Below are 26,442 nucleotides of genomic sequence, written 5' to 3' on the forward strand. Positions count from 1 at the left end.
CATGAGCACCACCGTCGCCCGCCCCAACACCTTCGCGCCGTGGATATTGCCGGTGTTGCTGATCGCCGGCTGGCAGGTCGCGTCGCAACTGGGCTGGCTGTCCAGCCGCATCCTGCCGGAGCCGTGGGCGGTGGCCAAGGCCTTCTGGACCTTGGCCGTCTCCGGCGAATTGTGGCTGCACCTGCGCACCAGCCTGTGGCGCGCGGCCAGCGGCTTTGCGATCGGCGCGGGAGCGGGCCTGCTGCTTGGCCTGCTGACCGGCAGCGTGCGCCGCGCCGAGACGCTGCTCGACACCACGCTGCAAATGGTGCGCAACATCCCGGCGCTGGCGCTGATCCCGCTGGTGATCCTGTGGTTCGGCATCGATGAAACGGCCAAGCTGTTCCTGCTGGCGGTGGGTGTGTTCTTCCCCCTGTATCTGAACACCTTCCACGGCATCCGCTCCGCCGACCAGGGATTGATCGAGATGGCGCGCAGCTACGGCCTGTCCGGCTGGCCGCTGTACCGCGACGTGATCCTGCCGGCCGCGCTGCCGTCGATACTGGTGGGCGTGCGCTTTTCGCTAGGCCTGGTGTGGGTGCTGCTGATCGTCGCCGAAACCATCTCGGCGCAGGCGGGCATCGGCTACATGACCATGAACGCCCGCGAGTTCCTGCAAACCGACGTGGTCCTGGTGGGCATCCTGCTGTACGCCTTGCTGGGCAAACTGGCCGACCTGCTGTCGCGCGGGATGGAGAAGCACTTCCTGCGCTGGAATCCCGCTTACCGTTAGTGAAGGAAACCGTATGTATATCTCGACCGCTCTATTTGACATCAACCATACCGTCGGCCGCCAGCCCGCCATGCCCACGCCCGCGCGGCGGCAAGGCGTATCCCTGGCGCTGGACGGCGTGAGTAAATCGTTCGGCGCGCGGCCGGTGCTGAGCGACGTGCGGCTGGAGCTGCGCGCCGGCGAGTTCGTCGCCGTGGTCGGGCGCAGCGGCTGCGGCAAAAGTACGCTGCTGCGCGCCATCGCGGGCCTGGACAACGCCGATGCCGGCAGCATCGCCGTCGGCAGCGGCAGCATCGCCGCCAGCATCCGCATCATGTTCCAGGAGGCGCGCCTGCTGCCGTGGAAATCGGTGCTGGAGAATGTGGCGATCGGTATGCCGCACTCGCTGAACGCGGCGGCGGCCACGCTGGCAACGGTGGGCCTGGCCGACCGCGCCGACGATTGGCCGGCTGAATTGTCGGGCGGCCAGCGGCAGCGGGTGGCGCTGGCGCGCGCCTTGCTGCACGAGCCGCAGTTGCTGCTGCTGGACGAGCCGCTGGGCGCACTCGATGCGCTGACCCGCATCGAAATGCAGCAGCTGATCGAAGCGCTGTGGCAGACGCGCGGCTTCACCGCCGTGCTGGTCACGCACGACGTGCAGGAGGCGCTGGCCCTGGCCGACCGCGTGGTGCTGATCGAGGAAGGCCGCATCACGCTGGACCTGAAAGTGGACTTGCCGCGTCCACGTGCGCGCGGCAGCGTGGCGTTCGCGGCGCTGGAGCAGCGGCTGCTGGGCCATATCCTGCATCATCCGGCGGTGGTCGCCGCCGCAGCCTGATATGCTGTTTAGCGGTTATGATCGATTTTATCGATAGTAAGGCGGTAAATTTTTCGTTTTACAACGCAAGGTGTGGCGAGCATAATCGGTTCGTCTTTATCTCTTGTTCCCATATCCTGGAGTCTTACTAATGAAAAAAATCTTCGCCCTGCTGGTTGCCGCTGGTATCTCGCTGTCCGCCTTCGCCGCTCCGGAAAACTTCACCTCCGACGCGAATCACACCTTTGCCCGTTTCGAATACAGCCACTTCGGCTACTCGCTGCAGCAAAGCCGCTTCAACAACACGACCGCCAAGATCGTGCTGGACCGCGCCGCCAAGACCGGTTCGGTTGAAGCCGTGATCGATACCAAATCGGTGGACACCGGTTCCAAGCTGTTCGACGGCCACATCCAGGGCGAAGACTTCCTGGACACCGCCAAGTTCCCGACCATCACCTACAAGTCGACCAAGTTCAACTTCAAGGGCGACGTGCCGTCGACCATCGAAGGCAACCTGACGATCAAAGGCGTCACCAAGCCGGTAACGCTGACCGTGACCCACTTCCAGTGCATGGATCACCCGATGATGAAGAAGCTGGCTTGCGGCGCCAACGCCACCGCCACCATCAAGCGTTCGGAATTCAACGCCGGCAAATACGCACCTAACGTCGGCGACGACGTGACCCTGACGTTCTCGGTCGAATCGATCAAGGACTGATAGCAGCGAACCTGGCGGCGTCAGACCAGCTGGAACCATCCCAGAAAGGCGCCGCCGGCCAATATCCACAGCAAGTGGATGCGGGTACGCCAGATCACCAGGCCGGCCGCCACCGACAAGGTCCACAAAGGCCAGTCGGTGGCCCAGCTGTGATGCGCGCTGCCGAGTATGATCCCCACCGACACCATCAGCCCGACCACCACTGGCGCCATGCCTTGCTTGAAGGCGCGCACGCCCAGCAGTTCGCGGTTCTGGTGGCCCCAACGCGCCGCCAGATAAGTCAGCGTGGTGCTCGGTATCATGATGCCCACCATCGTCACCAGCACGCCGGCCATCGCCGCCGTGTAGCTGCCCGCGTTCAGGCCGACGTTCCAGCCCATCAACGCCACGAACAACACGTTCGGTCCCGGCGCCGCCTGGGCAATGGCGATCGAATCGTTGAACTGCGATTGCGTCAGCCAGTGGTGTTCCTCGACCAGGAAGCGGTGCATCTCGGAGGTGGTGGAAATCGCGCCGCCGATCGACATCAGCGACAACAGCATGTAATGGGCGAACAGGCTGATCCAGTCGCCAAGGCTCAACACCAGATGCAGCGGAGCGTCGTTCATGGCTGATGCCCCTTGAGCTTGCGGTGGGTGAGCGTGACGCCGATGCTGCCCAGGATCAGCAGTGTGTAAGCCAGCGGCAGGTGCAGCAGCACCACGAACACCACGCACAGCAGAGCGATGGCGGCGGTTAGCCACATCGGCAGCGGATGCTTGCCGAGCGCGGACGCGAGCTTGAGGCCGGTGGCGGCGATCATCCCGGCGGACACCGCCGCCATGCCGCGCAGCGCGCCGGCCACACCGGGATGGTGCGCGTAGTGGGAATGCAGCACCGCCAGCACCAGCACCACCAGCAGCGGCACGGTCAGCATGCCGGCCAGCGCGACCAGTCCGCCGCGCAAGCCAAAGTAGCGGTTGCCGATCATCAGCGCCAGGTTGACCACGTTGGGGCCGGGCATGATCTGGGCCACCGCCCATTCCTCGATAAACTCTTCCTGGGTCAGCCAGCGCTTGCGCTCGACCAACTCACGTTGCACAACGGCCAGTACGCCGCCAAAACCCTGGAGCGCCAAAATGGTGAAAGAGGTGAATAGATCAAGTAGCGAGGCGGGACGGAGGCGGGGCGGATCGATAGGCATGCACCATTATCGCGCCGGTATTGCCGCATGTCTATGAACTCAGGAGCATGCCGTGTTTTAAATTCGGAATTGATAGGAAGCTGACATTGACTTTGTTCTAGGGTCGCTCATACTCCTCTAGCATGCTGCAAATCAAAGTCAAACCCTTCAATTCTTGTTAAGGATCATGATGAACGTTTCGCTACTACAGCAGCGCAGTGATGAGCAATGCAGTGCCGCGGTGAATCGTGGCATTCAGGTGCAGTCCAGCTTCAATACCGTTTGTGCGATCGAATACATGAAATCCCACAACGTCGATCCGCAAGTGATCGAACGGGTGCTATTACACCCCGAACAGCGTCGAAAATCCCCTCATTGAGATGGCCGCTTAGAGCGGTATCGCGTTTACTTATGCACAAACCATGTTGACAAGAATTATTTTCAAAATATTTTCTTGCTACAATACGCGACACGCTAAGTATTTGATTTGTAAGGGGTTTAATTTTGCCTTTTGGATGGGCAGTTTGTTGAAAACCGCATAGGTAAAGCCTCCCTGCGGTGTCAATGGGGTGATATCCACATAGATATCCACAGCCTCTGTGGATATCCTGAAAAGAGCTATAACAATCCGCGACTTAGGTGTTGCAGCGGGCGTTACAGCGGCCTTTTGAGTGCTTGCAGGACGCTGGCGACGACGATATAGCGCGGCGGGCTGTCGGCGGTGGCCGTCACGGTGGCGCGCAGTCGCACTTCCTGGCCGTCGCGGCGCCAGGCGCTGACCACGTCGGTCCAGGCTTCGCCTTCCTTCAGCGCTTGCAGGGCGTCGGCCAGTTGATCCGGCGGATAGGGCGGGGCGTGCAGCAGGCGCGGATCGGCGCCTTGCAGTTCCTCGCGGCTGTACTGGAAGACCGCGCAGAATTTGTCATTGACCGTGACGATCTTGCCGCGCGCATCCAGCGTCATCATGGCCGCGTGCTGGTCCACTGCGGCCAGCACTGTCCTGGCCTGGTCCAGTTCCCGTTGCAGCGCCTGTATCTGCCGGTGCGCCTGCTCCAGCCCGGAATAGGCGCGCAGCGACGAGATCACCGTGGTGAATAGTTTGCGCGTGGTGAGGTCGGTCTTGCACCAGAAATCGTTGATGTCGTAGTCGAGGATGATGCTGTGTTCCAGCGCCTGTCCCGGCTGGCCGGTGCGCAGCACGATGCGCACCAGGTTGTTGTGCAGGGTCTCGCGGATGTGGCGCGCCACGTTCAGGCCGGCGTCGCTGGTTTCCATGATGACGTCCAGCAGCACCAGCGCGATGTCGGGCGTGGTGCGCAGCGTTGTCAGGGCTTCTTCGCCGCTATAGGCGTGCAGAAAGCTCAGCCGCCGTCCCTGGAAGCAGACATTGCTCAATGAGAATTTGGTGACCACATGGACATCGACATCGTCGTCCACGATCAGCACCCGCCAAGGCGCGGGCGCCGGTGCGGCGCCGGGCTTGCCTGGCTGCGGCTGGCTGGCCGGCGGCGCTTCGTCCTCTATCATCCAATCGGTGTCGTCGTCGTTCTGGTTCATGCATCAATCCCACGATAAGTCGAAGAAGGGAATTGCGGACCTTCAGAGTGACACTATTCCTTGCCAGCACTTTTGTCAAAGGATTCCCCGGCAGGCGTGCGTTGGCGTGTCTCCCGGCCTACTTATGCACAAAAAAATATTTTTCAAGCGAGCCGGAAAACGTTTGAGGCTTGAATTTTACACGATGTAAGTCATTGATTTGATTGGGGAATAAATCTGCCTGTGGATTAGGCATTTTGTTGAATCCCGCGCCGTTAAAGGCGTTCTCGGCTGTCAAGAGGGGGTTATTCACAACCTTATCCACAGTTGATGTGGATATCTGTGAAAAGCGCTTTAAATACGGCTGCTTAGGCGCTTTTCCTCAGGAATTGGATAGGCGTGGGTCAGGCGGCGATCCCGGCCAGCACCTTGCGCACGGCGCCGTGCGCCATGACGATCTCGGTGCCGTCGTGCAGCAGGGCGTTGTACTTGGCGCGGAACTCGGCGTCGCCGTTCTCGGACGGGCCGATCAGCGCTTCGATGGCCTTGCGGTAGGCGCCGGCTTCGGCGACGGTGACCGGTTCCGGCTCATCGAGCCGCTCATCCATTTGCGCCATCAGGCCCGACAGCTTTTGCAGCCAGGCGAAATGCGGATGATTGGTCACCAGCTGCAAAAGCTCCAGCGGACTGCCTACCGCGCCAAAATACTGTGTCTCCACATGAATCAGCTGCTTGTGCAAGTCGCGCAAGGCGCGCGCCAGCGCCGTCAGCTTGGCGTTGTTGGCCAGTTCGTTTTCGGGTGTCGTCATGAAATCTCCAGATAAAGTTACGCAGCAGTATAGCGGCGTTGCCGAGTGCGCGGCATCGCCCGTAAGCCCTAGGCGCTGAGGGCTTTCAGCCGATCCAGCTCCGCCAGGAAGCGCTCGCTGGCGATGGCCGGCGGCCACGGTTCCCACGCGGTGCCGCCGTAGATGGCTTGCAGCGGATCCTCGCTCAAGGGCGGCACGGTGATCTTCAGCGTGTGCAGCACTTCCTTCGCCGACCATCCCACCACATGCACCGCTTCGCTGGCCGCGGCCAGCCGGTCTGCCAGCTTGTGGGCGGCGTGTTCCTTCGGCGTCCAGTGCTGCAAGCCGTAGCGCAGGAACACCGCGCGTTCCAGCCGCACCGTTAGCGCCTTGAAGCCTTCGCCCAGAAACGGCTTCAGCGGCGAGACGCAATCGAATCCCAGCAAGCCTTCCTCCGCATCGTGCAGCAGTTCGCGCAGCGCGGCCAGCGGCGGCAACGCCAGCCCGACCGCTGTGCTGGCGGCCGCGCGCAAATGCATCACCGTCAGCGAATGCTGCGCCACCGACAACGGCAGCGGCCACGCCGAATGCCCACCCCAGCGATAGGTGCGCGCCAGGCCCAGCGCCAGGTCGCTGTCTTCCCAGTCGAACGGCGTCGGATCGAGCAGGTCCAGCCGGCGCTCCGACGGCATGCGAACCCAGGCGCGGGTTTCATGATGATCGCGACCCATGCGGTCTTCCTTATCTGTGGCTCAGGCTACATCCTACACCCAAGGCTGAGAATTATTTTTCGGCAATGAACAGTGATTTTGCAATACACTGGAACGCTGTTCAACCCTCGACGAATGAGCTATGGCGACCAGACCTTCATATATCTACCAGGGCGGCTCGGTGATGATGCACTCGCCGCTGCAATTGAAAAACTCCGAGATGTACGGCTTCTTCGTCAAGGGCGACCTGGCCAAGCTCCAGGCCACGCTGGACGACACGCTGAACCAGGTGGCCGGCCAGCGCATGCGCTTCAACGCCATTTCGCCGTACGTGCTGCTGACGTTCACGCGCGTCAACCACGCCGATTCGGCCGCCCCGGTCGACCATGCCAAGGGCTGGATCACCGAGATCGACATCGTCACCTGGATCATGGTCGGCGCCATGGACGACGAGGGCAAACTGGCCCACATCTACTACTACCCGGCGCACATCTTCGTCGACGACGCGATGGCGCTGATTAACGGCCGCGAACTGTTCGGCTATCCCAAGTATCTGTGCGAGTACGAGATCCCGGTGGCCGGCACCGAACCGCTGCGCTGCTCGGTCGCGGCCAAAGGCTTCCAGCCGTTTGCGCCGGAAACCAAAATCGCCATGCACCCGCTGCTGGAGGTGAGCGCGACCCGCAAGACCGGCATCGAAAAGCCCATCACCAGTGTGCTCGATCTGATCGAGCAGGCGATAGAACTGTTCCTGTCCATCCCCGACTTCTTCAATCTGGACCTGGCGGGTTGGGACGACATCATTTCGCTGCTGCGCAATCCGCGCATCGACCAGATCTTCCTCAAGCAGTTCCCGGACAGCGCCGGCCTGAAAGCCGTGTACCAGGCCATCCTGGCGGCGCCGGCCACCATCGACAAGATCCACGGCGGCAAACTGCTGGGCTACGAATACGAGTGCGTGCTGCACGCCTTCGACAGCTTCCCGCTCAACGAGACACTGGGCCTGCAACTGGGCGCGCAGGCCGCCATCCTGCCGTACAACCTGAACTTCGATTTCACCGCGCAGCCGGGCGAGGAGTTGATCGACAATTCCTCGATCGCGCCGCAGAAGATCGCCATCCTCGGCGGCGGCGTCGGCTCGATGACGGCGGCCTACTACCTGAGCGACCTGCCGGGCTGGCAGAACAACTACGACATCACCGTCTACCAGCAAGGCTGGCGCCTGGGCGGCAAGGGCGCCAGCGGACGCAATGCGCAGTACGGCCAGCGCATCGAAGAACACGGCCTGCACATCTGGTTCGGCTTCTACTCCAACGCGTTCAAGATGATCAAGGCCGCCTACACCAGCCTCGATCGCCCGGCCGGCGCGCCGCTGGCAACCTGGCGCGACGCCTTCAAGCAGCACGATTACGTGGCGTTGTCGGAGCAGGTCGGCGACCAGTGGCACAACTGGTCCATCGTGTTCCCGACGCTGCCGGGCGAACCGGGCGAGGGCAACGAGCAGATCACGCTGTGGCAGCTGGCGGTGGCGATGATGGGCTGGATCGACAAATGGATCAAGAGCCTGGACAAGCTGACCCGCGAACTGGAACTGCCGCCGCACGAACACCACACCGGCATACTTCCGGACTGGCTGTATCACCTGGCCGAAGGCGTGACGTCGTCGGCGCATGAACTGCTGGAGGATATGTCGCTGCTGGGCGGCGCCTTGTATGGCATGGCGGTCAACCTGTCGGCCGACGCCGCGCAGCACACGGAGGGCGAGCACCGGGCGCTGGCCGGCGCGCTGGTGGGCGTGCGCCAGCGGCTGCACTCGCGCTACCGCAGCCTGGTCGACCGCGCGGACGGCGACGCCAGCGACGACATCCGCCGACTGTTCATCTGCCTGGACCTGGGCGTGACGGTGATGAAGGGCGTGTTCGAGGATGGTGTGATCCGCAACGGCTTCGACGTCGTCAACGATGTCGATTTCCGGCAATGGCTGAAAAATCATGGTGGCGACCAGGAGCTCTGTGTGGATTCGGCGCCGGTACGCGGTTTCTACGACCTGGTGTTCGCCTACGAGGGCGGCGATTTCGGCAAGCCGAATATCGAAGCGGGCACGCTGCTGCGGGCGATGGCGCGTATCGGCCTGGCCTACAAGGGCGGCATCATGTTCAAGATGCAGGCGGGCATGGGCGATACGGTGTTCACGCCGCTGTACCAGGCCTTGCTGGCGCGCGGTGTCAAGTTCAAGTTCTTCCACAAGGTCGAGGAGCTGGTGCCGGACGGCCGCCAGATCGGCAGCATCCGCATGACGCAGCAGGTGGCGCTGAAGGGCGCGGACTACGATCCGCTGGTGGATGTGAAGGACCTGGCCTGCTGGCCCAGCACCCCGAACTACGGCCAGATCGATGCGGCGCAAGCGGCGCTGCTCCAGGCGCACGACGTCAACCTGGAATCCTACTGGAGTGACTGGCCCAAGCTGTATCACCAGCAGTTCGACAAGGAGCTGCCGGTGCTGAAGCTCAAGCGCGGCGTCGATTTCGACCAGGTGGTGTTCGGCATCTCGGTCGGATCGCTCAAGCCTTTGTGCCCGCAGCTGCTGGCGCAAAGCCCGGCGCTCAACACCACCTATGAGCAGGTGCAGACGGTGGCCACGCAAGCCTACCAGGTCTGGCTGGACAAGGACCTGAAGCAGATGGGCTGGGACTACCAGCCCGATGGCCAGCAGCCGGTGCTGAGCGGCTTCAGCGAACCTTACGACACCTGGGCGCCAATGGACCAGCTGCTATGCCGCGAGGCCTGGCCGGCGCCGCTGGACCCGCGCAATGTGTCCTACTTCTGCAGCGCGCTGCCGGTGGCGAGCTATCCGCCGGTGAGCGACAGCGGCTTCCCTGCGCGCATGGCGGCGCGGGCGAAGGAGGGCGCGGTCGAGCAGTTGAGCAAGAAGATCGCCTCGCTGTGGTCGGCGGCCGGACCGGCTGGCGCCTTCCCGTGGCAATGGCTGGTGGACGGCAGCGAGGCGACCGGTGTGGCGCGCTTTGACAGCCAGTACTGGCGCGCCAACGTCGATCCGTCCGAGCGTTACGTGATGTCGGTGGTGAACAGCACCAAGTACCGCCTGCAGACCGACCAATCGGGCTTCTCCAACCTGTACCTGACGGGCGACTGGATCAAGACCGGCTTGAACGCCGGCTGCGTCGAAGCGGCGGTGATGGCCGGCATGCAGACGTCGCGCGCGATGAGCGGCCACCCGGCCGTGATCGAGGGCGAGACCGACTTCTGACGCAGAGCTTAACGGCGACGGGCCAGCGTCAGGCCGTCGCCCAGCGGCAGCAGCGACAGGTCGATGCGTTCGTCGTGGTGCAGCTTGATGTTCAACGCTTGCAGCGCGGCGGTGTCGTCGCTGTCGGCGCGTTCGGCGACGCGGCCGCTCCACAGCGTATTGTCGATCACGATCAGGCCTCCGGGCCGCACCAGCTGCAAACAGCGCTCGTAGTAGCCGTCGTAATTGACCTTGTCCGCATCGATGAAGGCGAAGTCGTAGCGGCCTGCCTCGCCGGCCGCCAGGCGCGCATCGAGCGTGGCCAGCGCGGGGCCCAGCTGCAAATCGATTTTATCGGCGATGCCGGCCTGCGCCCAAAACGGCTTGCCGATGCGGGTGTACTCGTCGCTGATGTCGCAGGCCAGAATGCGGCCGTCGGCCGGCAGCGCCAGCGCCACCGACAGCGCGCTGTAGCCGGTGAACACGCCAATCTCGATGGTGTTGCGGGCGCCGGTCAGCTTGACCAGCATCGCCATGAACTGACCCTGCTCGGGTGAGATCTGCATGGTGGCGCGTTCGTGGCCGCGGGTGGCGTCGCGCAGGGCGGCCTGCGCCGGATGCTCGCGCAGCGAATGCGCCAGCACATAATCGTAGAGTGGGTCGGTGAGGTTGAGCGTGCGGTTGGACATGCGGCGTCTCCTTGGTTGGATGCCGCCAGTGTAGCAGTGTCACCGCTGCTTGCGCGCGCAGGTCAGGTGGTCGATTCCTGCTGTGACATGGTGACGTCGTTGCTGGCTGCGCGGCGCAGATCGTTGCAGGCCTGGTCCAGCGCGGCGGCCACGCCCGGCAGGCGACGGGTGACTTCCGCCAGGTCGCCGGCGGCCGCCGCCTCTTCCATCTCGTGGCACAGCGTGTGCAGGTGGGTCGAGCTCAGATAGCCGGCGCTGCCCTTGAGCGCGTGGATCGCCGCCGCAGCGGCGTGGGCGTTGGCGGCCGTCACGGCGGCACGCGCGTTCTCCAGCCGGCGCGGCGCTTCGTCGAGGAAGGCCTGGGTGATGCGCTGCATGTGCGAGTGCGACAGCCCGGCCAGCGGCATGATCTGCACCGTGGCCGGATCGACGCGCTTCTCGATCGCCGGCTCCACGCCGAACTGCTCGTCCAGCGACTGCACGCGGTTGGCGGCCAGGCGCGCGGCATCGGTGGGCCGCAGCGGACGGCCGCGGCTCAGGTGCTGGGCGATGGTCTTCTCGATCTGGTCGTACAGCAGGCGCTCGTCGACCGGCTTGCTGAGGAAGCCGTCCATGCCCACCGCCAGGTAGCGCGCGCGGTCATGGTCGCTGGCGTTGGCGGTCAGCGCGATGATCGGGATGCCGGGATCGAGCACGCGGTAGTCCTCGCTGCCGCCGCTGCGGATCAGGCGCGCGGCCTGTTCGCCGTCCATCATCGGCATGCGGCCGTCCATCAGCACCAGGTCGTAGGCGGCGGTGCTGAGTGCATGCAGCGCCTGCAGGCCGTTTTCCACCACGCGGATGTCGTGGCCCATATTCTCCAGCAGCGTGCTGACGATGATCTGGTTGGTGCGCACGTCTTCGGCGCACAGCACGCGCAGGCGGTAGGCGTGGTGCTCCTTGCGTGGCAGGCTGGAAGGATCGACGGCCGGCGCCGCGCCCAGCGCCAGCGGCAGCGTGAAGCTGAACGTGGAGCCGACACCGACCCGGCTTTCAGCGGCGATCGAACCGCCCATCAGTTCAACCAGCTCCTTGCAGATCGCCAGGCCCAGGCCGGTGCCGCCGTAGCGGCGCGTGGTCGAGTGGTCGGCCTGCTCGAATTTCTGGAACAGGCGTGGCAGCGTCTCGGCCGGGATGCCGGGGCCGGTGTCGGCGATGTCGAAGCTGACGCTGGTGCGGCCGTCGATGGTCAACATGGCCTGGGCGTCCAGCCGCACTTCGCCGCGGTCGGTGAACTTGATGGCGTTGCCCAGCAGGTTGAGCAGGATCTGGCGCAGACGGGTCGGATCGCCGCGCACGTAGCGCGGCAGGTCCAGCGCCAGGTCGCAGCGCAGCAGCAGGCTCTTGGCGTCGGCCTGGCCTTGCAGGATGCCGATGGCGTCGTCGACCAGCGCGACCAGGTCGAAGTCCACCGTTTCGATCGACAGGCGGCCGGCGTCGATCTTGGAGAAATCGAGAATGTCGTTGAGGATGGCCAGCAGCGATTCACTATTCTGCAAACCGATGCGCAGGTATTCCTCGGTCCGGCCGCGCACCGACTGGTCGCGCATGGCGAACTTGATCATGCCGATCACGCCGGCCAGCGGCGTGCGGATGTCGTGGCTCATCGCCGACAGGAAGTCGATGCGGTGGCGGCTGACCACTTCCGCGTGTTCCTTGGCTTCGGTCAGCTGCGCGGTGCGCTCCTGTACGCGCTGCTCCAGCGTGTTGCGCAGCAGGCGGATCTGGTCGGCCAGCGCGAACGCCAGCAGCACGCCGTCCAGCGTGCCGCCCAGCAGCGTGAACAGCTGGGCGTTGGTGATCATGGCCGGGATCAGGCCGAGGTTGGCCGGCAGGATGAACAGCCCCGGCACCATCAGCGCGACGAAGCCAAGCACGAAGAAGCGCGCCGGATAATAGCCGCGCCGCCACACCACGATGCCGCTGGTGAGCGCCATCGTCATCCAGATCGTGATGACGATGGTGGCGATGGTGTGTGCGTAACTCAGGTAGAAGAAGCAGCTCGGCAGCGTCACCAGCGGCAGCACGATGTTGATGCGGCTGAGCCGGTGCAGCAGCGGCGAATGCTCTTTCAGCCGCAGGAAGTTTGTGTAGAACATGGTGCTCAGCACTGGCAACAGGAAGAAGGGCACGTAGTGCCATTGCAGGTTGTGCCAGCCGAACAGGTCGGCCGTCATGTGGAAAGTCATGCCCCAGGCGATGGCGTAGCACAGCACGTACAGCGAGTAGTACAGCGAGGAGTTGTCGCGGGTGATCGAGTAGATGAAGAAGTTGAACACCGTCAGCGCCAGTAGCGCGCCGATGGAGCCGATGATGAGCACGTTCTCGCGCGCCACCAGCTGCTGATAGGCGGTGCGCGGCAGCACCGACATCACTGGCGTGCGGGCGTAGTAGGGGCTGGCGAAGCGTATCAGCACCTGGTAGCGCTGGCCGGGTTGCAGGTCGACGTCTTTGCCGTAGTGCAGCAGGTAGGAATGCGGCTGGCGGTAACCGGTCAGCATCTGGCGCGCGCTGCCGTCGGGGCCGAACACCTGGATGTCGACCATGTCGATCAGCGTGTCGTTGGGATCGATGACCCAGGCCGGCTGGTGGCTGTCGTTGCGCAGCTCGGCGTAGAGCCAGTAGCCGCCGCCCAGCAGATTGACCTTGGAGGCCGGATTCAGCCCGGCCAGCAGCTTGGGCAGGCCGGCGGCATCGACCGGGAAGGGCTGGCCTTCGTCCAGGTATAGCTTGCCTGTTGTCATCAAATCGATACTTGCGGTATTGACGCTGATCGCAGCCGGCGGACGTTCCGCAGCGGTGGCTACGGTCGGGGTCAACGCGAGTTGCCACCATGCCAGCATCGCCAGCAGCACGAGCAACACGCCTCGTGTTAGACCGTCAGACATCTTGCAAGCTGTACTCATTAGTGTTCCGAAGGCTGCGGGTCTCGATAAGTTGGGTTTTTTCCATTTTAAACGAGAACTTATTGTTTTATTCAAAAATTGACCTATGGCATGGACCGATGCTTGGCGCCCGCCGGCCGGGACAGGTAAGATGGCGCCTTTGCACCACAGGAACGCGACCGTGCTTATCTCTCCAGAACAATTCATCGGCTTTCTCAGCGCCGCCTTGCTGATTACGATTTCGCCGGGCCCGGACAATTTGATGGTGCTCAGCGTGGGCATGTCGCGCGGGCGGCGCCAGGGCATGGTATTCGGCCTGGGCTGCGCGCTGGGTTGCCTGAGCCACACGCTGCTGGCGACCCTGGGCGTGAGTGCCTTGATCAAGGCTTCGCCGATGGCATTCGGTGCGCTCAAGTTGCTGGGTGGCGGGTATCTGATCTGGCTGGGTATCGGCGCGCTGCGTAGTCGTGGCGGTGCCCGAGTCGAGGGCGGCGGGGTGCCGGACGAAAGCCTGGCCAAGCTGTTTGGCAAGGGCTTGTTCGCCAATGCCGTCAATCCCAAGGTGGTGCTGTTCTTCCTGTCCTTCCTGCCGCAGTTCGTGGTGGCGGAGCGGGGCGATGTCAGCTGGCAGACCGCTCAGCTGGGCTTGTTGTTCACGGCGCAGGGCGTGGTTTTGTTTGGTTTGCTGGGTTATTTCTCCGGCGCGGTGGGCGCCTGGATCAACCGCCATCCGGGCGCGGGCATGTGGATGGACCGCGTGGCGGGCACGATTTTCGTCGGCTTGGGGCTGAAATTGATAATTTCTCGATAAAAGAGCAAAAAAAGTCTGTTCGCAGCGCCGATGTCATCATGGCGTAATGTTGCACTGCAATACTGGCTTTGCTCTTTCAAGTCTCTCCCGATTTGAAAACTTTTGGCCCGCGCCTCTTTGTGCTGCGGGCTTTTTTTTGTCCTTGGCTGGCACATTTTATCTGTCGGCCAGTACTGCATGGATTGCACCTGAATCCAAGCTGCCGGTGCCGTTGGTGTCCCGCTGATGGATCAATCGCCGCCGCACCCGCCGCCACCGCAGCCGTCTCCGCCGCCGCCATCGCCATCGCCGCCGCAGCCCGAATCTGAGCTGGAATGGCCATCCGCCCCGCCGTCAGATTCGCCGCCGCAACCGGCTGCTGATCCGCCCAGGTCGGCGCCACAGTAGAGGATTGCGCCGCCGTCGCCCTGCCGCGTGACGCCGCTACAATCGGCGACATAGGTAAAGCCGTTTGGCACGTTCAATTTGTTATCCAACGCAAACAGCAAAGGTAGCCGGGTAGGCCGATGTGGATTGATGTTTTCCTCGTGACAGGCGTAGACCCAGCAACGGCGTATGCCGGCGTTACCTTTCTGGCCTTTGCTCAACACTGCGGCGGGTGTGTGGTGCAGGAAGCGGCCAAAGCTATGACGACAAAATTGCTGGTAATTTTTGGTGTGGAGTATGAACTCGTGCCATAGATCGTCGGCGACCTGGGACGGCATGGATACGAATTTCCGGTCGCTTTTCAGGTGGGCCAGAAAGAATTGCCGCAGCCCCTGTGCCACAAGCTGGCAATCCTTCAGGTCCAGGTGCGGATGGTGTTCGCGCAATTTTTCGAACAAGCCGACTGGGAGGATGTAGGTTCGGATGTAAGATTCGCGGCGCGACCGAACTTGGCGTTGCCAAAAAAATGCGCAGAGTCCAGCAGTCAAAACGCATATTGTGATCACTATCTGGATCATGGGGGCCTTCAAAAAAGTAGTGTGCCTGTTTGAGCTAACATTTTATAGGTTGATTCCGCAGCAAGTGGAATCTCCGATCAGGCCGAAATACCCAGATTTAGCATCGCATCAATTTCAGCGTTTATCGTTGAATTCGCTCAGAGTTATGTGGGGTGGCGAAATCACTTTGTTTTAGATAAAAAAAAGCGCATGGCCGTTGCCGGCGCATGCGCTCTTCATTGCCGCGGCACAGCGGCCTCGCCGGGATCAGCTCGTTTTCTTGCGGCGGACTGCGTAGCCCAGCAAGCCCAAGCCGCCCAGCAACATGCCGTAGGTTGCCGGTTCAGGCACGGCTTCCAGTGGTGTCACGTTCAGGCTGCCACCGTAGGCGCCTCCGCTGGAGCCGTCAACGCTGCCGGTGATTTCCAGATAGTACTGCCCCTGGCTCAGGTTGTTTGCATGGAACCTGAAGTAGTTCGGCAGCAGTTGCGAGGCATTGAGGGACGACAAAATCACGACATTGTTGTTGATGTCGAGAGTGTAGTTCACCAGTTTTACCGTTGCCAGCGTCAGCGATTGAGTCGAAGTGAAGTCCGACGAGACTGAGCCTCCCGCTTCGAACGACGAGCCGACGCCGAATCCAATGAAGTCGTCGAAGGTGCCGTGCTGGTCGGTGTTGATGAAATTATTGCCAAAACTTATAGTGAAGCCGCCGAACGCGTCGCTGATCTGTTGACTGAATGGCGAACCGATGACGTTTGCGCCAATGGCGGAAGGCGCCATCAGTCCGGAGCAGGCAAGCAACGCGGAAAATATAACTGCCTTGTTAAAGACTTTCATACTTGTTCCAGTCATAAGTGAGGGCCGCAGGGAGGTGCATCTTGTTATCGATATTTCATCAAAAAGAATAGCACAATAAATCCTGCCGGAATTGTCTATTTGACTGTATTTTTCCTATCTGGCCACCAGCGTAAAGCGCAGTTCAAGCTGGTCCTGGACCGCCAACGCGCCCGCCATCACCGAAAACGGCGTGATGCCGAAATCACTTTGTTTCAGGTTGACGCTGCCGGTGACGGTCATGACGCCGGCCGTCTCGCGGATCGCCGCCGGAATCGCCATGATGCGCGTGACGCCGTGCAGCATGATCGCTACTTGCAGCGGCTGGCCTGCCGCGCCTCGCTCGGCATGTACTGTGACCAGCGGATAGCGCTCCGCATCCAGCACCCTGGTCAGCATATTGTTGCGGGTGCCGTCGATGGCGTCGGCGGAGGGCTGTTTTTCCAGGCCGGCGGCGATGCGCAGCTCGGCTTCGTCGACCGTCAACTGGTCGAGACGAAACTGGAAATCGGCACGGTTCTGCGTTGGCGATACGGTGCCGGTGACGTGGCGACTGGCGACCAGGTGATCGTGGCCGAGCCGCGCCAGCAGGCCGCCGCGTCGCACCGTGATGGCGATCAGCGATTGCGCGCTGTCAATGGACAGCGTAGCGGTAGCCGACGGCGGATATACGATGGGGGCAGCCGGAGCTACAGGGGCAGGCGCAGCGGCCGGCGGCGGGTTGCCGGGCAGTTGCGTGCATGCCGCCATGCTCACGCACAGCATGCTGATTTTTAGATAATTATGTAATTTTGTCATTCCGCACCGTGGTCATTTGGCCGTCATATTGCCCGATTATGATGCGTCTCGCTGGTCCCAGCGTGCTCCAGTTGGTCTCGTGCCCAAGCCGGTGCGGGAATTCACAAAGCATGACTCAGCAGGCTGGCCGGTGGCCTGAAACACCGGCACCATCACCGCGATTCGGCCTCGATTCAGCTTCATTCCCGCCTCGACTCCCACCTTAATCAATCCCTAAGCCTATGCCGGCCGATAGCTGGCAAAGTAACACCTGTAGCGCGAGGTTTAAGCCCCGCGCCCGGCTGCCGGACTCCATCAAGCCCGGCACAAATTCCGCCCAGGCGGCACCATCGCCGCCGGGCAAACAGACATCCCCACGCTTTCGAGCGTTTTCGTAACCAGCATCATCTCACGATGACGCTGGTTTTTTTTTGCCTGTCAGCCGTGCTTCGCCAACCAGCTGTCGATTTCCGGCAGGCGGGTGGTGCGCAGCTTCACGCGGTACTGGATCGAGGCGATGGCGGTCTTGGTGTCGCCCTGTGCTTCGGCCGGCAGGTACTGCTTGGCGTAGGCGCGCAGCTTGTCTATCATCGCCAGGTCGGCCGAACGTCCGCCCAGCCCCGGGAAGTAGCGGCTGCGCGAACTGCCATCGACCTTCTTCTCCAGCTGTGCGTAGTGGTTGATGGCGAAATCGTAAGCCATGTCCGGATGATGACCCGCCACGTGGTTCAGGATCGACGCGCCTTCGGTGGCGCCGCCTTCATCGGTCAGCGCCAGTTCCAGCGCGCGCTGCGCCAGCGCCTTGTCCTTGACGGTGCCCAGCAGGTCATACAGCTCGCTCTTGATCATGGACGATTTCTCTTCCTTGGCTGCGGCATGCAGCTGGTCCCAGGTCGCGGCATCGGCGTTGATGGCGATCACGCCCAGGATAGGGCGGCGCAGCGCGGCAGGCATCGCATCCTTGTCGGTGGCCGAGGCGGCATAACGGCGGCGGGCTTCCGCCACCACGCCTTCGTCGCCGACCACGCCCAGCACGTGGATTAGCATCTCGCGCAGATTGGCGACAGGCGCTGCTTCATCCGCGGCCTTGGTCCAGCCTATGCGCGCCAGCACCGGCGCCAGGCGCTTGCGCGCGTAGCGGTCCAGCGCCGCCTGCTGTTCTGGCTTGCCTTCATAGCTATCGTGCAGCGCGACCAGCGAATCGGCGATCTGGTCCCACACTTGTGGCGCGGCGTCCACTGGCGCCTTGCTGGCCAGGTCCAGGAAGCTGGAGGCCGGCATCAAGCCCGCCATGCCCAGCGACCAGCTGTCCGACAGCAGGCCCATTTGATCGATGGTCGCCAGGCCGGCGAAGCTCTCGGTCAGCGCGGCAAACGCCTTCGGCGCGTACAGCGTGCGGTAGTAGCCGCTCTGACCGGCGTTGACCAGCACCGTGCCGCAGCCCGGCAGCGTCATGCCGGCCTTGCCGTTGACGATGGCGCGCACAGGAGCGCCGCCCAGCGTCTGGGCGATCACCGGCACGCGCCAGCTCAGCGGCTTCTTGTCGGTTTGGTCTTTGCTGAACTCACCCTGCGTCAGCGCGACGGTGGTCTGGCCGTTTTTGCAGACGGCATCGGCCACGCGTATCATCGGCACGCCCGGCTTGAGCGTGAAGTCGTGCGCGATCGCGGTCACCGGCTTGTGCGCGGCCTTTTCCACTTCGCGCCACAGGTCGTCGGACACCGTGTTGCCGTAAGCATGTTTGGCCATGTAGCTGCGCACGCCGGCGCGCCAGGCGTCGTCGCCCACGTAGTTCTCCAGCATGCGGATGACCGACTCGCCTTTTTGATAGGTGATGCTGTCGAAGGCCTGGCTGGCCTGTTCCACGGTGCTGATGTGCTGCACCACCGGGTGCGTGGTGGCCAGCGCGTCGCGGCTCATGGCCTGTTCGCGGGTGCCGATGGCGCGTAGTTCCCATTTCCATTCAGGATGCAGGCGGGTGGTGGTGCGCGATTCCATCCACGAGGCGAAGCCTTCGTTCAACCACAGGTCGTCCCACCAGGCCATCGTCACCAGGTCGCCGAACCACTGGTGCGCCATTTCGTGCGCGGCCACCAGGAACGAGGTTTCCTTGTCCGACTGCGTGGCCACGCGCGGATCGAGCAGGATCGCGGATTCGAAGGTGAAGATCGCGCCCCAGTTTTCCATCGCGCTGAAGAACTGGCTGCGACCCGGCGCGGCGATGTTGTCCAGCTTGGGCAGCGGGTATTTCACGCCGAAGTAGTCGTTGTATTCCTTCAGCACGGCGACCGACGAATCGAGCGCGAACTGGGCCTGGCCTATCGATCCCTTTTGCGTGACGACGCCCAATTCGGTGCCGCCTTCAACCGCGGTCGCGCGTTCGAATTCGCCCAGGCCGAAGAACAGCAGGTAGGTCGACATCTTCGGCGAAGTGGCGAAGCGCACCAGGTCGCGGCCGTCGGCCAGCTTGCTGGTGGAGACCACCGGCATGTTCGATACGGCCAGCTGGCCGGCCGGCACGGTCGCTTCCAGTGCGAAGGTGGCTTTGTAGAAGGGCTCGTCCCACGACGGGATCACGCGGCGTGCTTCGGAGTTCTCAAACTGGGTGTACAGGGCGCGCTTCTTGTCGCCGCCGTTCTGGTAGTCCAGCGAGAACATGCCGGTCGCCTGGGTGCCGATCACGCCGGTGTAGTCGAGTTTGAGCTGGTAGCTGCCCACGGCCAGCGGCTGGGCGAACTCGAAGGTGGCGGTCTGCTTGTCGTTGTCGACGCTGATCTTGCTGGCGGCCAGCGCCGGCTTGCCGGGACCGGCGCTGATCGCGGCGGCGCTGAATTTCAGGTCGGCGGCGTTGAGGGTGATGCTATTGCTGGCTTGTTTGATGTCGAGCGCGATGGTGACGCTGGCGCTGAAGCTGCTGTTGGCGGCGTCCGGCGTCAGCGAGACCGCGTAGTGAGTCGGCACGGCGTTGCGGGGAAGCTGCGTGGTTACCTTGGCGGCCTTGGCGGCCGGCGCGGCGGCCACGGTCAGTGGAGCGAGGCCGGAAGTAAGGCCGAGCAGCGCCATCACGGCGAGCGAAATCAGACTACGTTGCATGCAAAATCCTTCAGTTGGGTGAGCCGACAGGCGTACGATATAAACCGTTATTGGCTTCGTGGGCCAACGAGCAATCTAAGGCTAACTGGTTACAATGTCAATCTACCCACCACGTGAAGAGGAATTGGATATGAAGTTCTATACGTCGCCGCGCACGCCCAATCCGCGCCGGGTTGCCATGTTCATGGCTGAGAAGGGCCTGACCGATATCGAGCAGGTGTCGATCGACCTGGTCGGCGGCGCGCACCGCAGTGCCGAGTACCTGGAAAAGAATCCCTTCGGCCGGGTGCCGGCGCTGGAGCTGGACGATGGCCGCATCCTGTGCGAAACCCGCGCCATCTGCACCTGGCTGGAAGGCTATGCGCCGGAACCCAACCTGATGGGGGACGGCTTCGATGAGCGCGCCTTTATCGAGATGACCGACCGCCGCGTTGAGCTGCACCTGTTCATGGGTATCGCCAACTGCGTGCGCCATACGCATCCTGGCCTGGCGATACTGGAGCAGCCGCAGTTTGCCGACTTCGGCGCGTCGCAAGGCGAGAAGATGCGCGAGACGGCGCGTTGGCTGGATGGCGTGCTGGCCAAGCAGCCATTTGTGGCCGGGCAGCGCTTCACCATTGCCGACATCACGGCGTTCTGTGCGCTGGAGTTCGGGCGCGGCCTGATGAAGTTCCGGCCGGGCGCGGAAGGCATGGAGCATTTGCAGGCCTGGCGCGACCGCATTGCGGAGCGCCCCAGCGCCTCGGTGGTGTATTAAGCCTCGACGGCTAAGCCACCCGCTTGTACCACGGTTGTTGCGGGAACACCGGCTTGTAATGGACGGCCAGCGGGTCGTCCAGTTCCAGCGGGCGGTCCAGCACCAGCAGGCCGGATTGCGCCAGGCTGTCGTCGAACAGCCGCAGCACGCGCTGGCGCAGCGCCGGGCCGAAGTCGGGCAGGGCGCGCCGCCCGAATATCATCTGGAATTCATTGAACGACGCATCCGTCACCAGGTTGTACTGCGCCCAGGTGATGCGGCTGCGCAGTTGCGGCAGCAGCGCCGCGTGCAGCCCGTCGCCGCTGACTTCGAAATAATCGAGCAGCTTGCCCGTGCCGCCGCTGCGCACGTAATTCGCTTGCAGCTCGCCCAAGCGCGCCATCGGCAGGCTTGCCGCCTGCGCCTCCGCCAGCAGCGCGTCGCTGGAGACAGTGGCGTAGATTTCGGTGCGCGCGCCCAGTTGTTCCTGTTCCAGCAGGATGGCCAGCGTCCACGCCTGCTGGGCGCCGGCGCAATCGGCCAGCCATACGCGCGGTAGCGCGGCGCCGTGCAGGCATACGCCCAGCGACATGCGCAGCAGCGATACCTCCGACGCATCATCAAACATCAACGCCGGTTCCACCGACAGTTCACGCAACAGGGCGTTCCAGGCATGCGGGTCGTGCAGCACGCGCGCCTGAAGTTCGGAGATCGTCGCCAGCGACAGCTGCTTCATCGCCGCCTGCACGCGGCGCGTGACGACGTCGCGCTGGTAACCGCGATAGTCGTAGCCGTAGACCTGGAACGCGGCCTCCAGCAGCAGCTCCAGTTCCAGCTCCTCGACCGTGGACGGTGAATGGCGGCGAGGGCCATCCGCATGGCCGGCGACCGGCGCGGCGACCGGCTCGGGCGGCGTCTTCGTGCCGATGGTGCTAGCCGTGCTGGACGTCCCGCCCGGGTCGGCGGGCCTTAACGCTGCCCGTAACGAAGCCAATAACGAGTTCATCACCGCCATCAGTGCAGCCACACCCGCATCAGCGACAGCAGTTGTGCCACGTCCACCGGCTTGGTGATGTAATCCGACGCACCGGCCGCGATACATTTATCGCGGTCGCCCTTCATCGCCTTCGCCGTCAGCGTAATGATCGGCAGCGATTTGAATTTGGGGATGCGGCGGATGGCGCGCATGGTGTCGTAGCCGTCCATCTCTGGCATCATGATGTCCATCAGGACGATCTCGATGGCTGGATCCTTTTCCAGCACCTCGATGCCGTCGCGGCCATTTTCGGCGAACGACACCTGCATCTGCTGGCGCTCCAGCAGCGACGACAGCGCGAAGATGTTGCGCAAGTCATCGTCGACGATCAGCACCTTGCGGCCGGCCAGGCCGCCGTCGGCCGCATGGATCTCTTCCAGCATGCGGCGCTGCGCTTCCGGCAGGCTGGCCTGCGAGCGGTGCAGGAACAGCGCGGTTTCGTCCAGCAGGCGTTCCGGCGAGCGGGCGTCCTTGATGACGATGGTCTTGGCGTAGCGCTTCAGCTTAGCCACTTCCTTGCGGTTTAACTCCTTGGCGGTGTTGATCACGATCGGCAGGTCGCGCAGCGATTCGTCCTTGCCGATGATGTCGAGCAGGTCGAAGCCGCTGATGTCGGGCAGCGTCAGGTCCAGCACCATGCAGTCGAAGCGCGCTTCGCGCAAGGCATCCAGCGCCGCCTGGCCGGTATCGACGGCGACGATGTGCAGGTCGGCGTCGCCGATCAGGGCGACGATGGCGTCGCGCTGCATCTGCTCATCGTCCACCACCAGCAGGCTGCGCTTACCGCCCAGCAGGAACTTCTGGATACGGGTGAACTCTTCCTGCAGGGCGGCCTTGCTGACCGGCTTGTTCAGGTAGGAGATCGCGCCCAGGCGCAGCGCCCGTTCGCGCTCGCGCAGGCTGGACATCACATGCACCGGAATGTGGCGGGTGCTCGGATCGCGCTTCAGGCGGTCCAGCACCGTGAAGCCGTCGATGTCCGGCAGGTCGAGGTCGAGCAGGATGGCGGACGGCAGGTAGTCGCGCGCCAGGCTCAATGCCGAATCGCCCTGCAGCGTAACGATGCCCTTGAAGTTCTTCTCGCGCGCGAAGTCCAGCACAATCTTGGAGAAGCGCTCGTCATCCTCGATGATCAGCACCGACGGATCGCCCGGAGCCACCAGGCCGCGGTCATCGCTGCTGCCGTATTGTTCCATATCGGCGTCGATGTCGGTGATGGCGCTCAGGCTGTCGTGCTCCGGTTGCGACAGCTCGCTGTAGTGCGGCGCCGTGTAGACCACTTGCGGGGCCGGCGTCGGCAGGCGCACCTGTGGCTGGCGGCCCATGTCGTAGTTGATGAAGCCCGCGCGGTTGTAAGGCAGGAACAGCGTGAAGGTGGAGCCGTTGCCGACCGCCGATTCGACGCGGATCTCGCCGCCCAGCAGGCGCGCCAGCTCGCGCGAGATCGACAGGCCCAGGCCCGTGCCGCCGTATTTGCGGGCTGTGGAGCCATCGGCCTGCTGGAACGCTTCGAAGATCAGCTGCAGCTTGTCGGCGGCGATGCCGACGCCGGTGTCGCAGACGGCGAAGGCCAGCACCGCGTCGGCATGCAGCAGGTTGGGGTGGTCGCTGGAGAAGCCGCTGTTCACCAGGCTGATACTGAGCGAGACCTGGCCGTGCGTGGTGAACTTGAACGCGTTCGACAGCAGGTTTTTCAGCACCTGCTGCAGGCGCGTGGTGTCGGTCATCATCGCGGTCGGCAGGTTGTCCTTCAGCTCCACCGAGAAGCCCAGGTGCTTGGCTTCGGCCATGTGGCGGAAGGTGCGGTCGACGTAGTTGCGCAGGTTCTGGAAGCGGTACTCGGAGACGTCCAGCGTCACGGTACCGGATTCGATCTTCGACAGATCCAGGATGTCATTGATCAGCGTGAGCAAGTCGGAGCCGGAGCCGTGGATGGTTTTGGCGAATTCCACCTGCTTGCCGGACAGGTTGCCGTCCGGGTTGTCGCCCAGTTGCTGCGCCAGGATCAGCAGCGAATTCAGAGGCGTACGCAGCTCGTGCGACATATTCGCCAGGAACTCGGATTTGTACTTGGAGGACAGCGCCAGCTGGGTGGCTTTCTCTTCCAGCGCCAGTTTCGCTTGCTCCACCTCGCGGTTCTTGCGTTCCACCTCGATGTTCTGCTCGGACAGCAGGCGGGCCTTTTCGGCCAGTTCCTGGTTGGTCTGTTGCAGTTCCTGCGCCAGCGATTGCGACTGCGTCAGCAGCGATTCTGTACGGCTGTTCGCCTCGATGGTGTTCAGCACCACGCCGATCGATTCCATCAGCTGGTCAAGGAAGGACAAGTGGGTTTCGGTGAAGCGGTCCAGCGAGGCGATCTCGATCACCGCCTTGACCTGCTGCTCGAACAGAATCGGCAGCACGACGATGTTGGTCGGCGGCGCCGCGCCCAGGCCGGACGAGACGACGATGTAATCGCGCGGCACGTCGGTCAGCCAGATGCGCACCTTCTCCACCGCGCACTGGCCCACCAGGCCTTCGCCCGGCAGGAAGGAGGTCGGCAGCTTGCGGCTGGAACGGTAGCCGTAGCTGGCGATCATGCGCAGGCGGGCGTCCGATTCCTGCGAGTCCATCATGTAGAACACGCCGTGATGTGCCGACACCAGCGGCGCCAGCTCGGACAGAATCAGCTTGGTCACGGCCTGCAAGTCGCGCTGGCCTTGCAGCAGTCGGGTGAAGCGCGCAAGGTTGGTCTTCAGCCAATCCTGCTGCGCGTTCTTCAGCGTGGTGTCCTTCAGGTTGCGGATCATCTCGTTGATGTTGTCCTTCAGGTAGGACACCTCGCCGCGCGCCTCCACCTGAATGGAACGGGACAAGTCGCCCCGCGTCACGGCGGTCGCCACCTCGGCGATCGCTCGCACCTGGTTGGTCAGGTTGGCCGCCAGCTGGTTGACGTTCTCGGTCAAGTCTTTCCATGTACCGGCCACGCCGGACACGTTGGCCTGGCCGCCCAGCTTACCCTCGGTACCCACCTCGCGCGCCACCCGCGTCACCTCGGATGCGAAGGAGGACAGTTGGTCCACCATCACGTTGATGGTGTCTTTCAGTTCCAGGATCTCGCCCTTCACGTCCACGGTGATCTTCTTCGACAAGTCGCCGCGCGCCACGGCGGTGGTCACCGCCGCGATGTTACGCACCTGGCCCGTCAAGTTCGACGCCATGAAGTTCACGTTATCGGTCAAGTCCTTCCATGTGCCGCCGACGCCCGGCACATATGCCTGGCCGCCCAGCTTACCCTCGGTACCCACCTCGCGCGCCACCCGCGTCACTTCCGACGCGAAGGAGGACAATTGGTCCACCATCACGTTAATGGTGTTTTTCAGTTCGAGAATCTCGCCCTTGACGTCCACCGTGATCTTTTTCGACAGATCGCCGTTGGCCACGGCGGTGGTCACGTCGGCGATGTTACGCACCTGGCCGGTCAGGTTACCCGCCATCGAGTTCACGCCGTCGGTCAAGTCCTTCCATGTGCCGGCCACGCCGGGCACGTTGGCCTGGCCGCCAAGCTTACCCTCGGTACCCACCTCGCGCGCGACCCGCGTCACCTCGGAGGCGAAGGAGTTCAGTTGATCCACCATCACGTTGATGGTGTTTTTCAGTTCGAGAATCTCGCCCTTCACGTCGACCGTGATCTTCTTCGACAAGTCGCCGTTCGCCACGGCGGTGGTCACGTCGGCGATGTTACGCACCTGGCCCGTCAAGTTACCCGCCATCGAGTTCACCGAGTCGGTCAAGTCCTTCCATGTGCCGGCCACGCCTTTCACCTGCGCCTGGCCGCCCAGCTTACCCTCGGTACCCACTTCCCGCGCCACCCGCGTTACCTCGGATGCGAAGGAGGACAGCTGGTCCACCATCACGTTGATGGTGTTTTTCAGTTCGAGAATCTCGCCCTTCACGTCCACGGTGATCTTCTTGGACAAGTCGCCGTTCGCCACCGCCGTCGTCACCGCCGCGATGTTACGCACCTGGCCCGTCAAGTTGGACGCCATGAAGTTCACGTTATCGGTCAAGTCCTTCCATGTGCCGCCGACGCCCGGCACATATGCCTGGCCGCCCAACTTACCCTCGGTACCCACTTCGCGCGCCACCCGCGTTACTTCCGACGCGAAGGAGCGCAGCTGGTCCACCATCACGTTGATGGTGTCCTTCAGTTGCAGGATCTCGCCGCGCACGTCCACCGTGATTTTCTTGGACAAGTCGCCGTTCGCCACCGCGGTGGTCACCTCGGCGATGTTACGCACCTGGGAGGTCAGGTTACCCGCCATCGAGTTCACCGAGTCGGTCAAGTCCTTCCACGTGCCGGCCACGCCTTTCACCTGCGCCTGGCCGCCCAGCTTACCCTCGGTACCCACCTCCCGCGCCACGCGCGTTACTTCGGAGGAGAACGACGACAGCTGTTCCACCATCGTGTTGGCGGTGGTTGCCGCCCGCAGGTACTGGCCTTTCAGCGGCACGCCGTCCACTTCCAGCGCCATGGTCTGCGACAGGTCGCCCTTCGCCACGGCGCCGATCACGCGCGCCATCTCGGTGGTCGGGCGTACCAGATCGTCGATCAGCGCGTTGACCGCGCTGACGATGGTGGCCCAGCCGCCGGACATATTAGGCACCTGCGCGCGCTGCGTCAGCCGGCCTTCGCGGCCCACCACGCGGCTCACGTCCGTCACCACCTGCACCATTTTTTCCTTGGTCTCGATGATCTCGTTCAGCGTGTCGGCGATCTTGCCTGCCATGCCGGTCCAGTCGGACGGCATGCGCGCCGTGAAATCGCCTTTTTTCAGCGCCATCAGGGTCGACAGCAGTCGCTTGGCGTCGATCTGCTCGCCCATGTCGGTCATATCATTCATCGGC

General features: G+C 63.1%; 20 protein-coding genes. 7 read left to right on the top strand and 13 right to left on the bottom strand.

What is annotated here, in order from left to right:
- Window position 1 precedes the first annotated feature (1 nt).
- The 3 genes from ssuC to D0T21_RS03875 all read left to right on the top strand — a co-directional run bounded on the left by ssuC (window position 2) and on the right by D0T21_RS03875 (window position 2,286).
- A complete protein-coding gene (gene ssuC / locus D0T21_RS03865) occupies window positions 2–772 on the top strand; it encodes an aliphatic sulfonate ABC transporter permease SsuC (protein ID WP_116994275.1) in 771 nt (256 codons plus the stop codon).
- A 13-nt stretch (window positions 773–785) separates the two neighbouring features.
- Window positions 786–1,589: an ATP-binding cassette domain-containing protein gene (locus D0T21_RS03870; RefSeq protein ID WP_116988502.1), complete on the top strand. Its 804-nt coding sequence runs from the start codon at window positions 786–788 to the stop codon at window positions 1,587–1,589.
- Window positions 1,590–1,719: 130 nt separating this feature from the next.
- Window positions 1,720–2,286 (top strand): YceI family protein, encoded by a 567-nt coding sequence (locus tag D0T21_RS03875; RefSeq protein WP_116988503.1) that lies wholly within the window; start codon window positions 1,720–1,722, stop codon window positions 2,284–2,286.
- 20 nt (window positions 2,287–2,306) lie between these two features.
- Here the strand turns inward: D0T21_RS03875 and D0T21_RS03880 are convergent, their stop codons facing one another.
- Entirely contained in the window at window positions 2,307–2,894 is a 588-nt protein-coding gene (locus tag D0T21_RS03880) for a chromate transporter (protein ID WP_116988504.1), read from the bottom strand.
- Window positions 2,891–3,469 (bottom strand): chromate transporter, encoded by a 579-nt coding sequence (locus D0T21_RS03885; protein WP_116988505.1) that lies wholly within the window; start codon window positions 3,467–3,469, stop codon window positions 2,891–2,893. The genes D0T21_RS03880 and D0T21_RS03885 overlap by 4 nt, the downstream gene beginning before the upstream one ends.
- A gap of 166 nt (window positions 3,470–3,635) precedes the next feature.
- On the opposite strand from D0T21_RS03885, the gene D0T21_RS03890 reads away from it, so the two are divergent.
- Window positions 3,636–3,827, top strand: a complete 192-nt coding sequence (locus D0T21_RS03890) for a hypothetical protein (protein ID WP_229211323.1) — start codon at window positions 3,636–3,638, stop codon at window positions 3,825–3,827.
- Between the two features lie 275 nt (window positions 3,828–4,102).
- On the opposite strand, the gene D0T21_RS03895 is transcribed toward D0T21_RS03890, so the two are convergent.
- From D0T21_RS03895 to D0T21_RS03905, 3 genes are all read right to left on the bottom strand, one after another.
- Window positions 4,103–5,005, bottom strand: a complete 903-nt coding sequence (locus D0T21_RS03895; protein ID WP_116988506.1) for a PAS domain S-box protein — start codon at window positions 5,003–5,005, stop codon at window positions 4,103–4,105.
- A 383-nt stretch (window positions 5,006–5,388) separates the two neighbouring features.
- The gene (locus tag D0T21_RS03900) at window positions 5,389–5,793 is read right to left on the bottom strand and encodes a hypothetical protein (RefSeq protein WP_116988507.1); all 405 of its coding nucleotides are present in this window, start codon (window positions 5,791–5,793) and stop codon (window positions 5,389–5,391) included.
- A 68-nt stretch (window positions 5,794–5,861) separates the two neighbouring features.
- The gene (locus D0T21_RS03905; protein WP_116988508.1) at window positions 5,862–6,503 is read right to left on the bottom strand and encodes a phosphohydrolase; all 642 of its coding nucleotides are present in this window, start codon (window positions 6,501–6,503) and stop codon (window positions 5,862–5,864) included.
- 121 nt (window positions 6,504–6,624) lie between these two features.
- Between D0T21_RS03905 and D0T21_RS03910 the strand changes: the two genes are divergently transcribed.
- Window positions 6,625–9,750: an NAD(P)-binding protein gene (locus D0T21_RS03910; RefSeq protein WP_116988509.1), complete on the top strand. Its 3,126-nt coding sequence runs from the start codon at window positions 6,625–6,627 to the stop codon at window positions 9,748–9,750.
- An 8-nt stretch (window positions 9,751–9,758) separates the two neighbouring features.
- Here D0T21_RS03910 and D0T21_RS03915 read toward each other — a convergent pair whose 3' ends face one another.
- On the bottom strand, window positions 9,759–10,418 hold the full coding sequence (locus D0T21_RS03915; protein ID WP_116988510.1) for a class I SAM-dependent methyltransferase: 660 nt from the start codon (window positions 10,416–10,418) through the stop codon (window positions 9,759–9,761).
- Window positions 10,419–10,480: 62 nt separating this feature from the next.
- Window positions 10,481–13,345 (bottom strand): hybrid sensor histidine kinase/response regulator, encoded by a 2,865-nt coding sequence (locus D0T21_RS03920; RefSeq protein WP_229211324.1) that lies wholly within the window; start codon window positions 13,343–13,345, stop codon window positions 10,481–10,483.
- A 178-nt stretch (window positions 13,346–13,523) separates the two neighbouring features.
- On the opposite strand from D0T21_RS03920, the gene D0T21_RS03925 reads away from it, so the two are divergent.
- Window positions 13,524–14,153 carry a LysE family translocator gene (locus D0T21_RS03925; protein ID WP_116989350.1) on the top strand — a complete coding sequence of 210 codons (630 nt, stop codon included), beginning with the start codon at window positions 13,524–13,526 and terminating at the stop codon, window positions 14,151–14,153.
- Between the two features lie 230 nt (window positions 14,154–14,383).
- On the opposite strand, the gene D0T21_RS03930 is transcribed toward D0T21_RS03925, so the two are convergent.
- From D0T21_RS03930 to D0T21_RS03945, 4 genes are all read right to left on the bottom strand, one after another.
- Complete coding sequence (locus tag D0T21_RS03930; protein ID WP_116988511.1) at window positions 14,384–15,097, bottom strand: hypothetical protein; 714 nt, start codon at window positions 15,095–15,097, stop codon at window positions 14,384–14,386.
- Between the two features lie 246 nt (window positions 15,098–15,343).
- Entirely contained in the window at window positions 15,344–15,916 is a 573-nt protein-coding gene (locus D0T21_RS03935; protein ID WP_158567955.1) for an FxDxF family PEP-CTERM protein, read from the bottom strand.
- A 114-nt stretch (window positions 15,917–16,030) separates the two neighbouring features.
- Window positions 16,031–16,711 (bottom strand): YceI family protein, encoded by a 681-nt coding sequence (locus tag D0T21_RS03940; protein WP_229211325.1) that lies wholly within the window; start codon window positions 16,709–16,711, stop codon window positions 16,031–16,033.
- A gap of 417 nt (window positions 16,712–17,128) precedes the next feature.
- On the bottom strand, window positions 17,129–19,783 hold the full coding sequence (locus D0T21_RS03945) for a M1 family metallopeptidase (protein ID WP_116994276.1): 2,655 nt from the start codon (window positions 19,781–19,783) through the stop codon (window positions 17,129–17,131).
- Window positions 19,784–19,913: 130 nt separating this feature from the next.
- Here D0T21_RS03945 and D0T21_RS03950 point away from each other — a divergent pair, with 130 nt between their 5' ends.
- A complete protein-coding gene (locus tag D0T21_RS03950; RefSeq protein WP_116988515.1) occupies window positions 19,914–20,540 on the top strand; it encodes a glutathione S-transferase family protein in 627 nt (208 codons plus the stop codon).
- 10 nt (window positions 20,541–20,550) lie between these two features.
- Here the strand turns inward: D0T21_RS03950 and D0T21_RS03955 are convergent, their stop codons facing one another.
- Window positions 20,551–21,525, bottom strand: coding sequence for a CheR family methyltransferase (locus tag D0T21_RS03955; RefSeq protein WP_229211326.1), 975 nt, complete (start codon window positions 21,523–21,525; stop codon window positions 20,551–20,553).
- 8 nt (window positions 21,526–21,533) lie between these two features.
- Entirely contained in the window at window positions 21,534–26,438 is a 4,905-nt protein-coding gene (locus tag D0T21_RS03960; RefSeq protein WP_116988517.1) for a HAMP domain-containing protein, read from the bottom strand.
- Window positions 26,439–26,442: the final 4 nt, after the last annotated feature.

Origin of the sequence: Duganella sp. BJB476 (assembly GCF_003416895.1) — a bacterium.
In the GTDB taxonomy this organism is placed as follows: Bacteria; Pseudomonadota; Gammaproteobacteria; order Burkholderiales; family Burkholderiaceae_D; genus Rugamonas.

Coding starts and splice junctions, on each gene's coding strand:
- D0T21_RS03910 (WP_116988509.1), top strand. CDS start 6,625: ATGGCGACCAGACCTTCATATATCTACCAGGGCGGCTCGGTGATGATG.
- D0T21_RS03895 (WP_116988506.1), bottom strand. CDS start 5,005: ATGAACCAGAACGACGACGACACCGATTGGATGATAGAGGACGAAGCG.
- D0T21_RS03920 (WP_229211324.1), bottom strand. CDS start 13,345: ATGTCTGACGGTCTAACACGAGGCGTGTTGCTCGTGCTGCTGGCGATG.
- D0T21_RS03890 (WP_229211323.1), top strand. CDS start 3,636: ATGATGAACGTTTCGCTACTACAGCAGCGCAGTGATGAGCAATGCAGT.
- D0T21_RS03885 (WP_116988505.1), bottom strand. CDS start 3,469: ATGCCTATCGATCCGCCCCGCCTCCGTCCCGCCTCGCTACTTGATCTA.
- D0T21_RS03900 (WP_116988507.1), bottom strand. CDS start 5,793: ATGACGACACCCGAAAACGAACTGGCCAACAACGCCAAGCTGACGGCG.
- D0T21_RS03955 (WP_229211326.1), bottom strand. CDS start 21,525: ATGAACTCGTTATTGGCTTCGTTACGGGCAGCGTTAAGGCCCGCCGAC.
- D0T21_RS03930 (WP_116988511.1), bottom strand. CDS start 15,097: ATGATCCAGATAGTGATCACAATATGCGTTTTGACTGCTGGACTCTGC.
- D0T21_RS03950 (WP_116988515.1), top strand. CDS start 19,914: ATGAAGTTCTATACGTCGCCGCGCACGCCCAATCCGCGCCGGGTTGCC.
- D0T21_RS03905 (WP_116988508.1), bottom strand. CDS start 6,503: ATGGGTCGCGATCATCATGAAACCCGCGCCTGGGTTCGCATGCCGTCG.
- ssuC (WP_116994275.1), top strand. CDS start 2: ATGAGCACCACCGTCGCCCGCCCCAACACCTTCGCGCCGTGGATATTG.
- D0T21_RS03960 (WP_116988517.1), bottom strand. CDS start 26,438: ATGAATGATATGACCGACATGGGCGAGCAGATCGACGCCAAGCGACTG.
- D0T21_RS03940 (WP_229211325.1), bottom strand. CDS start 16,711: ATGACAAAATTACATAATTATCTAAAAATCAGCATGCTGTGCGTGAGC.
- D0T21_RS03875 (WP_116988503.1), top strand. CDS start 1,720: ATGAAAAAAATCTTCGCCCTGCTGGTTGCCGCTGGTATCTCGCTGTCC.
- D0T21_RS03880 (WP_116988504.1), bottom strand. CDS start 2,894: ATGAACGACGCTCCGCTGCATCTGGTGTTGAGCCTTGGCGACTGGATC.
- D0T21_RS03935 (WP_158567955.1), bottom strand. CDS start 15,916: ATGAAAGTCTTTAACAAGGCAGTTATATTTTCCGCGTTGCTTGCCTGC.
- D0T21_RS03870 (WP_116988502.1), top strand. CDS start 786: ATGTATATCTCGACCGCTCTATTTGACATCAACCATACCGTCGGCCGC.
- D0T21_RS03945 (WP_116994276.1), bottom strand. CDS start 19,783: ATGCAACGTAGTCTGATTTCGCTCGCCGTGATGGCGCTGCTCGGCCTT.
- D0T21_RS03915 (WP_116988510.1), bottom strand. CDS start 10,418: ATGTCCAACCGCACGCTCAACCTCACCGACCCACTCTACGATTATGTG.